This is a genomic window from Glutamicibacter sp. BSL13, assembly GCF_052928425.1.
The window spans coordinates 1-12,142 of sequence record NZ_JAVGCZ010000007.1; the positions used below are offsets into that span (position 1 = coordinate 1).

Sequence of the window (12,142 nt, forward strand, 5' to 3'; positions counted from 1 at the left end):
CCGGCGCCCGGTGATCGTGGCCGGGGGCGGCGTGCGCCGCTCCGGCGCGCAGCAGGCGCTGGCGCAGGTCGCCGAAACGCTGCAGGCCCCGGTGCTGAGCACCCCCGGCGGCAACGGCGCGTTCGGGTGGGACCACGAACTCTCCCTGCAGTCCTGGGTGGAGGACCGCTACGTCACCGAGGTCCTGGAGGACGCGGACGTGCTGATCGTGGTCGGCTCCTCGCTGGGCGAGGTGACCAGCAACTACTTCACCCTGACCCCGCGCGGGCGGATGATCCAGATTGACGCCGAACCGCGGGTGCTGGAATCCAACACCCCGGCCCTGGGGCTGCGCGCCGATGCGAAGGCCGCGCTGGAGTTCCTGGCCGAGGAACTGCGGCGCACCGGGCACCAGGCCCGCGTGGACTGGCACGGCCAGAGCCCGCAGCAGCTGGTGGCCCAGACCCTGGAAAAGGTGCAGCGGCGCCTGGATTCGCAGGACCTGGACAAGGAACGCCGGTTCATGGCCGACATCCGCCAGGCCGTGCCGGAGCGGATGCAGACCTACTGGGACATGACCATCGCCGCCTACTGGGGCTGGAGCTGCTGGGACGCCCGCCAGGGCCAGTTCCATTCGGCGCAGGGGGCCGGGGGACTGGGCTTTGGCTACCCCGCGGCCATCGGCGGTGCCGTCGGGCTGGAAACCCAGGGGCTGGGCCACGCCGAGGCGCGGGTGCTGGCCGTCTCCGGTGACGGATCGGCCATGTACTCGATCGCCGAACTGGCCACCGCCAAGCAGCACAACGTCCCGGTCACCTGGCTGATCGTGGATGACGGCGGCTACGGCATCCTGCGCGAATACATGGAAGGGGCCTTCGGCAAGGCCACCGCCACCGAGCTGGCGCGCCCCGACTTCGTGGCCCTGGCCGAGTCCTTCGGGATTCCGGCCCGCCAGGTCCCGGTGGAGGAGGTCGGGCAGGCGCTGCGCGAGTCCTTCGCCGCCGAGGGGCCAAACGTCGTGGTGGTGCAGACTCTGCTGAAGATGTTTGCCCCCACGCACCTGGAAGCGTAAGCCATTCCGGCGTGCCGCACAGCACCGGGCACCAGCAATGAACACCAAGGGGGGCCTGCCGTGGGCAGGCCCCCCTTCGTGTTTGGCGGCAGCAGGACGGTGGGGCCACCCGTGCCGAAGCGCCGGCTGATCCTGGCCCCGCACGGCCGGGAACAGCTGCTAGGCTCGGGTCCATGATCCGTTCCTGAGCTACCCGCAGATCCATGGAAGACCCACGAACGGAACAGCCGTGCCCTCAGACCTTCTCAAGATCGATCCCACCCAGGCGGGCCTTGAACTGCCCGCCACCGAAGATGCGCGGATCCAGCCGATCCATCCCCGTCACGCCGCGGACTTGGCGGCCGCCTACCTGGCCGCGTACCCGCCCGAGGTGGCCGCAGCAACGCTGCACGACGCCACACGGGAAATGGAACAGACCTTCGCCAACCACTACGGGCGGTTGCTGCCCGAATGCTCCAGCGCTGCCGTACTCGGTGCACGGGCGGTCGGTGCCGTCTTTGTGGTCCAGCGATCCATCTGGGATCCCGGACTTCCCGGTCCATTTATCATCGACCTCTTCGTGGCCCCCGCTGAGCGGGGACGGGGGCTGGGCCGCGCCCTGGTGCTGGGGGCACTGGCGGGCTGCGCCCGCAGCGGGCACCGCACGCTGAGTCTGCGGGTGGGGGAGGGCACCTCGGCTGCGGCCTGGAACCTCTACCGGCAACTGGGGTTCTGCCCGATCCCCTGCACCGGGTAGGTGGGGTCGGGCAAGGGTGCTAGCGGCCGTGGCGTGCGGCGGCGGACCGGTGCTCGGCAATGCGCTGGGCGGCGGTGCGCAGGCTGGGGTAGTCGGCGCCTGGCCCCTGGGCGATGAACCCCGGGGCCAGGTGGTCCGGGCCCGGCTCGCCGCCGTGATGCAGGCCCCGGTAGCTGCCCCCGCTCATGCGCACCAGGTGGGCCCCGGCAGCCACATCCCAGGCCTTGGTGTCAAAGCCAATGGTGGCGTCGGCCCAACCGGCCGCCACGTGTGCCAGGGCCATCGCCGCGGAAACCTTGCGCCGCACGGTCGCGAAGTCCAGGACCCACTGGCCAAAGAGGTCCAGGGCAATCCTCCCGTCGGCCGCGATCGCCTCGGCCGATGGGTAGTCGGTCATCAGGTTGGCGTGCTGCTGGCCGGGGCGCGGCCGCGGCCGCAGCGGCTGCCCGTTCAGGAACGCGCCCTGGAGGTTGGCGCTGAACTCATCGCCGGTGACCGGGTCGATCACCACCGCCGCCACCAGCTCATCGTCGATGGCCGCGGCAATGGAGACGCAGAAGAATGCGATGCCGTGCACGAAATTGCTGGTTCCATCCAGCGGGTCCACGATCCACTGGATGGACCCCGAGGGATCGCCGGTGGGCAGATCCTCCACCGTTTCCTCGCCCAGCACCCAGGAGTCGGGGCAGCGGGAGAGCAGCTCACGGGTGAGCAGCAGTTGGCTGCGCCGGTCCAGTTCGGTGACCAGGTCGTGGGTGTTCGTCTTGTGCTCGGCCCCGATTCCGGTGCGGAAGTTCTCCCGCAGCAGCCCGGCGGCCTGGCGCCCGGCTTCCAGGGCATCACCGCGCAGCCGTTCGGCCAGCTGCTGCCGTTGCGTGCATGCCGGGGCCGTCGGCGGCTGTCGGGGGTCGGTTGCCTGGATGGTCGCGGGACGCGGAGCGCGGTGCCTTGATGCCTGGGATTCCACGCCTCCAGCCTAGCGCCCCGATGCGCTGCACCTTGTTGCGCGGGCCGGGGAGCCGGGCGCGCGGGATGGAACCGGCCGATGCGCCGACCCGGCTCGGGCGAAGCAAGATAAGCTTCTGGCCATGAGTAGCATGCAACCGATCGTGCCCAAGGTGTCGTTGACCGAACAGGTGACCACCATGATCCGTGCCGCCATCGTCTCCGGAGAGATGAAGCCGGAGGAGCACTACTCGGCGATCGCCATCGCCGAGAAGCTCGGCGTTTCGCGCACCCCGGTTCGCGAGGCCCTGCAGCTGCTGGAGAAGGAAGGCATCGTCACCGTGGCCAAGAACCGCGGGGTACGGGTCAACCAGATCTCCCTGGATGATATCGTCGAGGTCTTCCAGGTGCGCCTGGCCGTGGAACCGCAGGCCGCGGCGCGCGGGGTGCTCAACGCCAGCGACGGCGATATCCGCACCCTCACCGAGCTGCACCAGCGGATGCTGCAGATCGGCGAAACGGGGGACGGGCGGGCCACCCTGGAAGCCGACAAGCAGTTCCACCTCTACCTGTTGGGATTGGCCGGAAACGCCAAGCTGGATGCGATCATCAGCGAGCTGCGCAACCTGGTGCTGGCCCACGGGCAAACCACCATCCCCCAGGCCCGCACCAGCCAGGAGCTGGCGGGGGACCGGGATGAACTCATCGAGGCCATCACCCAGCGTGACCCGGCGGCGGCGGCCACCGCGATGCGCAACCACGTCATGCGCACCGCCCAGCTGCTGATCCGCTCGGTCTGTGCCCGCACCCCCGGCCTGGATGCCCAGAAGTTCATTGAACGCCTGGATCAGCTGATGCTCCTGCCGGAGAACTGCCCCAAACCGCAGTAACTTTGGCTCCACCCCTTGTCGCCGACGACCACCTGATCTAGAGTTGCATGCAACATGTAACAACGATGTTGGATGATGAAAAGGTGGTCTAGCCGATGACCCAACCACTGCAGGGAATCAAGGTCGTTGACCTCTCCCGGATCCTGGCCGGGCCCTTGTGCACCATGACGCTGGCCGACTTCGGTGCCGAGGTGATCAAGGTCGAAAGCCCGGCAGGCGACGAAACCCGCAGCTGGAAGCCGCCGGTCACCGACGCCGGGGTCAGCACCTACTATTCGGCGGTCAACCGCAATAAGCAGGCAGTAGTCGCCGACTTTGCGGATCCGGCCCAACTGCAGGCCCTGCTGGAGCTGATCCGCGACGCGGATGTGCTGGTGGAAAACTTCCGGCCCGGGGTCCTGGCCAAATTCGGCCTGGACTACCACAGCCTCGCCGAACTCAACCCCCGTCTCGTGTACTGCTCCATCTCCGGATTCGGCGACAAGCAGGGGGCTGCGCTCCCCGGCTTCGACCTGCTGGTGCAGGCCGTGGGCGGGCTGATGAGCATCACCGGTGAGCCGCAGGGCACCCCCTCGAAGGTCGGGGTCGCGCTGGTGGACGTGCTGGCCGCCCAGAACGCCACCACCGGAATCCTGCTGGCACTGCGCGAGCGGGACGCCAGCGGGCAGGGTCAGCAGGTGAACATCACCCTGATGGGTTCCCTGCTGTCCGGGCTGACCAACCAATCCAGCAGCACGCTGGCCACCGGGCGGTCCCCGGCCCGGATGGGTAACGCCCACCCCAGCATCGCACCCTACGAAACCTTCCGCACCGCCGACGGGGTGGTGGCCATCGCCGTGGGCAATGACCGCCAGTTCGCGGCCCTGCTGCGCGAACTGGGACTCGAGGCACTGGGGCAGGACCCGCGCTTTGCCGAGAACAGCTCCCGGGTGGCGCACCGCGAAGAGCTCAAGGAATTAATCGAGAATGCCACCGTCACCCGTCCGGCGGCGTACTGGGCCGAAGCGTTGATGGGGGCCGGGGTTCCGGCGGGCAAGGTGAACTCGATCGCCGAGGCCATAGACTTCGCCCGCGACCTCGGGCTGGAACCCACCGCCCTGATCCGCGACCGGCACACCGCGCAGGAAACCCGGCAGATCGCCAGTCCCATCGGGCTCTCCCGCACCGGCGCCCAGTATCACAGCGTGCCCCCGGCCCACGGCCAGCACCAGCAGCTGCTGCTGAACCCCACCGGCAGCTAGCGCCACCAACCCAGGCCGGGCGCCCTCACCGGCCGGGCCACTACCCACCCAACCCCTCTTCCGTTTCAAGGAGCACACCATGACCACGACCACCACCGGCACCGCCCTGGACCCTTCGGACCTGATCAACTTCGATGCGCTGCTCAGCTCCGAGGAGCTCGCGCTGCGCCAGCAGGTGCGCCAGTTCGTCGCCGAGAACATCAAGCCGAACATCGCCACCTGGTACGAGAAGGCCGTCTTCCCGCTGGAAATCGTGCCGGAAATGGCCAAGCTCGGCCTGCTGGGCATGCACCTGGAAGGCTACGGCTGCGCCGGGCGCAGCGCCGTGGAATACGGGCTGGCCGGTGCCGAACTGGAGGCCGGGGACTCGGGGCTGCGCACCTTCGTCTCCGTGCAGGGCTCCCTGGCCATGAGCGCCATCTACAAGCACGGCTCCGAGGAGCAGAAGCAGCAGTGGCTGCCGCAGATGGCCGCCGGCGAGGCCATCGGCTGCTTCGGGCTGACCGAGCCCACCGCAGGCTCGGATCCCTCCAGCATGACCACCTTCGCCCGCCGTGACGGGCAGGACTGGGTGCTGAACGGAACCAAGCGCTGGATCGGGCTGGCCAACGTGGCCAAGGTCGCCGTCATCTGGGCGCAGACCGATGAGGGGATCCGCGGTTTCGTGGTTCCCACCGACACTCCCGGGTACTCGGCCACCCCGATCGAGCCGAAGCTATCGATGCGCGCCTCGATCCAGTGCGAAATCGAGCTGAGCGACGTGCGCCTGCCTGCCGATGCGGTGCTGCCGCACGTCACCGGGCTCAAGGGGCCGTTCTCCTGCCTGAACGAGGCCCGCTACGGCATCATCTGGGGCTCCATGGGCGCCGCCCGGGACGCGTTCGAGGATGCCCTGGCCTACTCGCAGACCCGCATGCAGTTCGATAAGCCGCTGGCCGGCTACCAGATGACCCAGCAGAAGCTGGTGGACATGGCCCTGGAAATCAACAAGGGTTTCCTGCTGGCCCTGCACATTGGCCGGATGAAGGACGCCGGAACCCTGGACCTGCACCAGATCTCGGTGGGCAAGCTGAACAACTGCCGCGAGGCCATTGAAATCTGTCGGGAGGCGCGCACCATCCTGGGCGGCAACGGCATCACCATGGACTACTCGCCGCTGCGCCACGCCAACAACCTGGAATCGGTGCGCACCTACGAGGGCACCGATGAGGTGCACACCCTGATCCTGGGCAACAAGCTCACCGGGGTGCCGGCCTTCCGCTAGGACCGGCATTGCGTCGGGGCCGGCAAGCAGCCGCCCCGGCGCGGCGTCCCAAACACGAACCGTCACCAGCACCGCCTCCTCCAGCGGGCAGCATCTAGAAAGTCAGGCATATGAAGGAACAGAACACCGTGGTCGAGCTGCGTCAATTCCTCAATGGCCAGTGGGTTCCCGGCCAGGGGCAGCAGGTCAGCTCCAGTGCTGCGGCCACCCCCGAACGAACCCTCGCCCAGGGGGCGGCGGCCACCGTCGCACAGGTCGGGCAGGCCCTGGACGCGGCGCACGCGGCGTCCGCCGACTGGGCGGCAACCCCCATGGCCACCCGGGCCGGCTACCTGCAGCGGGCCGCAGCCTGGCTGCGTGAGCGCGCCGAACAGCTGGGCGCCGAGCTGTCCAGGGAGGAAGGCAAGACGCTGGCGGAGGGGATCGGTGAAGTCCGACGGGCCGCGCAGATCCTTGACTACTATGCCGGGCAGGCCGAACGCGATGCCGGCACGGTGTTCCAGTCGCCACGGGCCGGGGAACAAATCCTGGTGACCCACAAGCCGCTGGGTGTGGTGGGGGTCATCACCCCGTTCAACTTCCCGATCGCTATTCCGGCCTGGAAGATCGCCCCGGCGCTGATCTTCGGCAACACCGTGGTGTTCAAGCCCGCCAGCCTGGTGCCGCTGCTGGCAATGCGGCTGGTCGAGGCCCTTCAGGCCGCCGGCCTGCCCGCCGGGGTGCTGAACCTGGTCATCGGCCCGGGCCCACTGGGCGATGCCATCATGGACCACCCGCGGTTGGCCGGACTGTCCTTCACCGGCTCCACCGGGGTCGGACGCCAGCTGTGCGCCGCCGGCGCGGCGCGCGGGGTCCCGGTGCAGGCCGAGATGGGCGGCAAGAACGCCTCGGTGGTGCTGGCCGACGCGGACCTGGATCTGGCCGTGGAGCAGGTGCTGTTTGGCGCGTTTCGCTCCACCGGCCAAAAATGCACCGCCACCTCACGGCTGATCCTGGACGCGGACATCGCCGAGGACTTCTTGGGCCGGCTCACCGCCCGGCTCGATGACTGGGTAACCGGGGATCCTCTGGATGCGGCGGTGCACATGGGTCCACTGGTGGATGCCCGGGCCCGCGATGCGGCCCAGCAGGGGCTGGAACGTGCCCTGGAGCAGGGCGCCAGCATCCGCTATCGGGGCGCCGCCCCGCAGGAGGCCGGGTTCATGCCGCCCATCATCCTGCAGCTGCCCGAGGGGCCGCAGGGGCGTGAGAACGCGGGATGGCGTGAGGAATTCTTTGCCCCCATCCTCTCGGTCATCCAGGTCGCCGGCGCCGAGCAGGCCTTCGCCGCCGCCCAGGACAGTGAGTTCGGGCTGAGCCTGGCGCTGTTCACCACCAACCTGGCCACGGCGATTCGCGCGCAACAGCAGCTTGATGTGGGTATTCTGCATGTGAATTCCGAATCGGCCGGGGCCGACCCGCACGTACCCTTCGGTGGGGCCAAGGCCTCCGGATACGGGCCGAAGGAACAAGGGGCTGCGGCCCGCGAATTCTATACGCACACCACCACCACCTACCTGCGCGGCTAGCACCGGCACGGGAATCGGAAGGACAACGATGCAGATACAGCGGATCCTGGTCATCGGGGCGGGCACCATGGGGCGCCAGATCGCCATGAGCGCGGCCCTGGCCGGCTACAACACCACCCTGAACGACATCTCCGGCGAGGCGCTAAAGGCCGCGGGGCGGGAACTGGATAAGTGGGCCGCGGGCCGGGTGGCCAAGGGCAAGCTGACCCAGGCCGATGCCGACGCGGCCCTCGCCCGGCTGGAACGCAGCACCGACCTGGACGCGGCGGCCGGCAACGCGGATCTGGTGATCGAGGCGGCCGTGGAGAAGCTGGAGGTCAAGAAGGCGCTCTTTGAGCAGCTGGGCCGCAGCACCCCGGCACACGCGATCCTGGCCACCAACTCCTCCACCTTGGCCTCCTCGCATGTGGCGCAGGCTTCCGGGCGCCCGGACTTGGTGTGCAACATGCACTTCTTCAACCCGGCCCTGGTCATGAAGTGCGTCGAGGTGGTGCGCAACGAACACACCAGTGACGCCACCGTGGAGGCCGTGATGCAGGTGGCGCGCGCCATGGGCAAGGACCCGGTGCTGGTGCAGAAGGAGGTCCCCGGGTTTGTCGCCAACCGCATGATGGGCGCGCTGCAGCGCGAGGCGCTGGAACTGGCCGCCAACGGGGTCGCCAGTTTCCAGGACATCGACACCACGGCCAAGACCGCGCTGGGACATCCGATGGGTCCCTTTGAACTGATGGACCTGGTGGGCATCGACGTCATCGACTTCATCGCCCAGGCCACCTACGCCGAGACCGGCGACGCCGCCGACAAGCCGCACCCGCTGATAGCCGAGAAGGTCGCCGAAGGCCGCCTGGGACGCAAGAGCGGCGCCGGGTTCTACGACTACTCCTAGCGTCGGGCACCGCCGATGGGAAAACGCCAGGGGACCGCGAGAATTCGCGGTCCCCTGGCGTGGTGGCGCCCGGCGCGGGGCAGGGCGGGTGAAGCGGGAATCAGGCCTCGTCGGTAACCTCGGGTTGGGCGCCGAGGATGAAGTGGCGTCCGGAGATCCGCTCGACCTTGACCCGGACCCAGGCGTCCTTCAGGGTGGGGATCCACGGGGTGACGCCCGACTCGCGGGCCTCGCGGATCTCCTCCTCGCTTTCCAGCACAGCCGCGGTGCCGTGCACCACGACGCTCCAGGCTTCGTCGGAGAGCACCCCGTCGGCCTCGAAGGCGATGGAGGAGTTCACGGTCATTGCCGCGAGCTTGTTGCCCGGAGCGGTACGGATGAAAATATAGCCCTTGTGCACGGCAAAATTCACGGGAACGATGTCGATGATGCCCGCCGCGGCGGTGGCAACACGTCCGTGGGCGCTATGGGCCAGCAATTCCCAGCACTGTTCCTCGGTCAGTTTAAGGACCGGATCGTCATTGTCGTGTTCAAATCTCATACCCTCAGTTTTCTACGTCCTGTAGAAAAAGTCCAGTGCATTCGGGCACAAATTTCTGGCGACACCCGCAGTCCGGGCCAGTCGTGAAAGACTGGTCGCATGACTCATGCTGCAACTGACGGCACCGCGCGCCATATTGCCGCACGCCTGGAAGACGGCTTTCACCGCTGGCGCGCCCGTCGGGCTCAGGGCCGGGGGCTGCGTCCCATCATTATGCCGTATCTGGGTTATGGATACAGCAGCGGCGACGGGGGCTGGGTGCGCGTCTTCGCCCGGGTCGCCCTGGCGCGTCCGGGATTCTTCGAAAACGGGCGACACAAGGCCCAGATGATCGAGGACGGGATTCGCGGCTTTCGAAACTTCATTTCCCCGATCCTGCCTTACGCCGAGGTCATGGTCCACGTGGCCGGCCAGGACTTCAAGGTCCACGCCGACCGCGGCGGGGTGATTGACGCCAAGCTCAGCGTCGACCTGGCCCCCGGGTGGCACCGGGTGGATGTCAGTGTGGCCCAGGGGGAAGGAGCCAGCACCGAGGTGCTGGTCATTGACGAAAACCAGCGCACCGGGGTGATCTGCGATGTGGACGACACCGTTGTGGTCACCGCGCTGCCTCGGCCGCTGCTGGCGGCCTGGAACTCCTTTGTGCTCTCCGAACATGCCCGGGTGCCCACCCCCGGCATGGCGGTCATGATGGAGCGGCTGGTCACATCGCGCCCCAACACCCCGACCATCTATCTTTCCACCGGCGCCTGGAATGTCGCGCAGACCCTGAACCGGTTCCTGAGCCGCAACCTCTATCCCCGGGGGCCCATGCTGCTCACCGACTGGGGACCCACTCCCAGCGCCTGGTTCCGCAGCGGGGTCCAGCACAAGGTCGACCAGCTGCGCCGCCTGGCCCACGAGTTCCCCAACATCCGCTGGGTGTTGATCGGTGACGACGGGCAGCATGACCCGAGCACCTACGCCGAGTTCGCTCGGCGCTATCCGCAGCACGTGCGTGCCATTGTCATCCGCCAGCTCACCCCATCCGAGGCGGTGTTGGCCGGCGGTCGCTCCCACGAGCTGCAAATGTCCACCCCGGATACGGACTGGGTCTACGAGGCCGACGGATCGCGCATCGCGTTGCGGCTGCAGCAACTGGGCCTGCTGGAAGGTGAAAAGCGTGGCGCCGCAGCCGCGCCCGAGTCCGGGAGCCAGGCCGATGACGGAAAGGGATAAAGCGATGGAAGCCGGAACCGTATTGCGCGTCGAGGTCCCCATGCGCTGGGGCGACATGGATGCGTACGGGCACGTGAACAACGTGAACCTGATCAGGCTCATGGAGGAGGCGCGCATCGCCGGCTTTGGCGTGCCCGGGGGCACCGGCGCTCCGGGGATGCGTCCGAAGGTGGATATCTTCTCCGCCGTCCCGGCCGGGGTCCAGATCCTGGTGGTCGAACACCGCGTGCGGTACTCCAGGCCGCTGGAATACCGCAACGTCCCGGTCAACGTGGACCTGTGGATCGCCAGCGTGAAGCCGGCCAGCTTCGATATCTGCTATGAATTCCGGGACCCCGTGGAGGACACTCTGTGTGTGCGGGCCACCACCACGTTGGCCTTCTTTGACACCGCCAGCTCGCGGGTGCAGCGCCTGAGTGAGGCCGAACGCGCCGGGCTGGCACCCTTCCAGGGGCGGCCGGTCTTTGGGCGCTAGGTGCCGTTGGCCCCAAAAATGAATTAGGCTAGCTATATCTAACCTATTAGTTCAAGGGGTGTTTTTGTGGCCAAGAGTGATGGTCGTCGTCCGGTGCGTCCGCAGGTAGTGCTCGAAGTGATGGCTCGCCAGCAGATCTCCGCGCACCTGGTGCGCCTGACCTTCGGCGGTCCGGGGTTTTCCGACTATCAGGACAAGGAGGCCACCGACCGCTATGTGAAGATCCTCTTCGCCAAGCCCGAGCTGGGGCTGCAGCCGCCCTACAACCTCGATGAGCTGCGGGCCATTCTCCCGGCCCAGGACCTGCCGGTGCGCCGCACCTACACTGTGCGCAACGTGGACACCGAGGCCCAGACGCTGGACATCGACTTTGTGGTCCACGGGGACGAGGGGCTGGCCGGGCCGTGGGCACGCGACGCGCAGGTCGGTGACAAGATCTGCTTCAGCGGTCCCGGCGGACGCTATGCGCCCAGCGCGGAGTACGACTTCCAGTTCCTGGTCGGGGACGAAACCGCGATCCCGGCCATCGCCTGCGCGCTGGAGGCCATGGATGAGGACATGGTCGGGCGGGTGATCATCGAGGTCAACGATGCCAAGGACGAAGTGCAGTTCCAGGCGCCGAAGGGCATCGAGATCACCTGGCTGCACCGCAATGCGCCGTTCTCCCCGCAGACCACCATCCTTGAGCAGGCGGTCCGCCAGGTGCCCTGGCCCGAGGGCAAGGTGCAGATCTTCTGCCACGGCGAGCGTGAGGTCATGAAAAAACTGCGCATGTACTTCCATGGGGAGCGCGAAGTGCAGCGCCAGGAGATGTCCCTGTCCGCGTACTGGGCCTACGGCCGGGTGGAGGATGAATTCCAGGCCGAAAAGCGTAGCGCCATCGGCCAGATCTTTGACGAGGAGCCAGCGCCGGCAAAATAGCGCCAGCGGCGGAAGGTTCTAGGGGCCTGGCCCCGCAGTGGCTCGGAGCGACACCCGCTCCGGGCCACTTTTTCTTAGATTAGACACACCTAAGAATAACTTTGAAAAATTAAGCCAGATGCACTTGACGTTATTGTGGTGGGGTGTCGTATGCTTAGTGCAGAGCCTTCCCCGTGTGTGGTCGGGGGAGGCGCTGACTTTGGTCGATGCGAGTCGACCAAGAGCCGTCACGGGACTTGCTCAATCCCCGGCGGTGGTCGGCCTGGCCGGCTTGAAGTAAAAGGGAAAGGGAACGGCTGACCTGCTCAGTCAGCCGAGTCGCAGAATGAAGCGCATCAAGCATGCACGCCTTGATGCGCTTCTTCTGTTTTAAGTCCGGGTTTTGGCTGCGTGAGATTTGCCTGGG

Annotated in this window: 12 protein-coding genes; 10 read left to right on the forward strand and 2 right to left on the reverse strand. The window is 67.4% G+C overall.

What is annotated here, in order from left to right; genetic code table 11:
• The coding region (locus tag RCJ92_RS02140; RefSeq protein ID WP_446753627.1) for a thiamine pyrophosphate-binding protein at nt 1-1,051 on the forward strand (1,051 nt) is incomplete at its 5' end.
• 229 nt (nt 1,052-1,280) lie between these two features.
• The gene (locus RCJ92_RS02145) at nt 1,281-1,787 is read left to right on the forward strand and encodes an N-acetyltransferase family protein (RefSeq protein WP_446753628.1); all 507 of its coding nucleotides are present in this window, start codon (nt 1,281-1,283) and stop codon (nt 1,785-1,787) included.
• Between the two features lie 19 nt (nt 1,788-1,806).
• On the opposite strand, the gene RCJ92_RS02150 is transcribed toward RCJ92_RS02145, so the two are convergent.
• Entirely contained in the window at nt 1,807-2,754 is a 948-nt protein-coding gene (locus RCJ92_RS02150) for an inositol monophosphatase family protein (protein WP_346922604.1), read from the reverse strand.
• 121 nt (nt 2,755-2,875) lie between these two features.
• On the opposite strand from RCJ92_RS02150, the gene RCJ92_RS02155 reads away from it, so the two are divergent.
• From RCJ92_RS02155 to RCJ92_RS02175, 5 genes are all read left to right on the forward strand, one after another.
• A complete protein-coding gene (locus tag RCJ92_RS02155) occupies nt 2,876-3,622 on the forward strand; it encodes a GntR family transcriptional regulator (protein ID WP_446753629.1) in 747 nt (248 codons plus the stop codon).
• 95 nt (nt 3,623-3,717) lie between these two features.
• Nucleotides 3,718-4,863: a CaiB/BaiF CoA transferase family protein gene (locus tag RCJ92_RS02160; protein ID WP_138174778.1), complete on the forward strand. Its 1,146-nt coding sequence runs from the start codon at nt 3,718-3,720 to the stop codon at nt 4,861-4,863.
• A gap of 79 nt (nt 4,864-4,942) precedes the next feature.
• Complete coding sequence (locus RCJ92_RS02165; protein ID WP_138174776.1) at nt 4,943-6,127, forward strand: acyl-CoA dehydrogenase family protein; 1,185 nt, start codon at nt 4,943-4,945, stop codon at nt 6,125-6,127.
• A gap of 110 nt (nt 6,128-6,237) precedes the next feature.
• The gene (locus RCJ92_RS02170) at nt 6,238-7,695 is read left to right on the forward strand and encodes an aldehyde dehydrogenase family protein (RefSeq protein WP_446753630.1); all 1,458 of its coding nucleotides are present in this window, start codon (nt 6,238-6,240) and stop codon (nt 7,693-7,695) included.
• A 28-nt stretch (nt 7,696-7,723) separates the two neighbouring features.
• A complete protein-coding gene (locus tag RCJ92_RS02175; protein WP_343830726.1) occupies nt 7,724-8,581 on the forward strand; it encodes a 3-hydroxyacyl-CoA dehydrogenase family protein in 858 nt (285 codons plus the stop codon).
• 100 nt (nt 8,582-8,681) lie between these two features.
• Here the strand turns inward: RCJ92_RS02175 and RCJ92_RS02180 are convergent, their stop codons facing one another.
• Entirely contained in the window at nt 8,682-9,122 is a 441-nt protein-coding gene (locus RCJ92_RS02180) for a pyridoxamine 5'-phosphate oxidase family protein (protein WP_054820856.1), read from the reverse strand.
• 99 nt (nt 9,123-9,221) lie between these two features.
• Between RCJ92_RS02180 and RCJ92_RS02185 the strand changes: the two genes are divergently transcribed.
• The 3 genes from RCJ92_RS02185 (at nt 9,222) to RCJ92_RS02195 (ending at nt 11,736) form a co-directional block, all read left to right on the forward strand.
• Nucleotides 9,222-10,340 carry an App1 family protein gene (locus RCJ92_RS02185; protein ID WP_446753631.1) on the forward strand — a complete coding sequence of 373 codons (1,119 nt, stop codon included), beginning with the start codon at nt 9,222-9,224 and terminating at the stop codon, nt 10,338-10,340.
• A gap of 4 nt (nt 10,341-10,344) precedes the next feature.
• Nucleotides 10,345-10,815 carry an acyl-CoA thioesterase gene (locus RCJ92_RS02190; RefSeq protein ID WP_138174768.1) on the forward strand — a complete coding sequence of 157 codons (471 nt, stop codon included), beginning with the start codon at nt 10,345-10,347 and terminating at the stop codon, nt 10,813-10,815.
• A gap of 66 nt (nt 10,816-10,881) precedes the next feature.
• Nucleotides 10,882-11,736, forward strand: coding sequence for a siderophore-interacting protein (locus tag RCJ92_RS02195; protein ID WP_446753632.1), 855 nt, complete (start codon nt 10,882-10,884; stop codon nt 11,734-11,736).
• Nucleotides 11,737-12,142 lie beyond the last annotated feature (406 nt).

Coding starts and splice junctions, on each gene's coding strand:
- RCJ92_RS02155 (WP_446753629.1), top strand. CDS start 2,876: ATGAGTAGCATGCAACCGATCGTGCCCAAGGTGTCGTTGACCGAACAG.
- RCJ92_RS02160 (WP_138174778.1), top strand. CDS start 3,718: ATGACCCAACCACTGCAGGGAATCAAGGTCGTTGACCTCTCCCGGATC.
- RCJ92_RS02165 (WP_138174776.1), top strand. CDS start 4,943: ATGACCACGACCACCACCGGCACCGCCCTGGACCCTTCGGACCTGATC.
- RCJ92_RS02170 (WP_446753630.1), top strand. CDS start 6,238: ATGAAGGAACAGAACACCGTGGTCGAGCTGCGTCAATTCCTCAATGGC.
- RCJ92_RS02175 (WP_343830726.1), top strand. CDS start 7,724: ATGCAGATACAGCGGATCCTGGTCATCGGGGCGGGCACCATGGGGCGC.
- RCJ92_RS02180 (WP_054820856.1), bottom strand. CDS start 9,122: ATGAGATTTGAACACGACAATGACGATCCGGTCCTTAAACTGACCGAG.
- RCJ92_RS02185 (WP_446753631.1), top strand. CDS start 9,222: ATGACTCATGCTGCAACTGACGGCACCGCGCGCCATATTGCCGCACGC.
- RCJ92_RS02190 (WP_138174768.1), top strand. CDS start 10,345: ATGGAAGCCGGAACCGTATTGCGCGTCGAGGTCCCCATGCGCTGGGGC.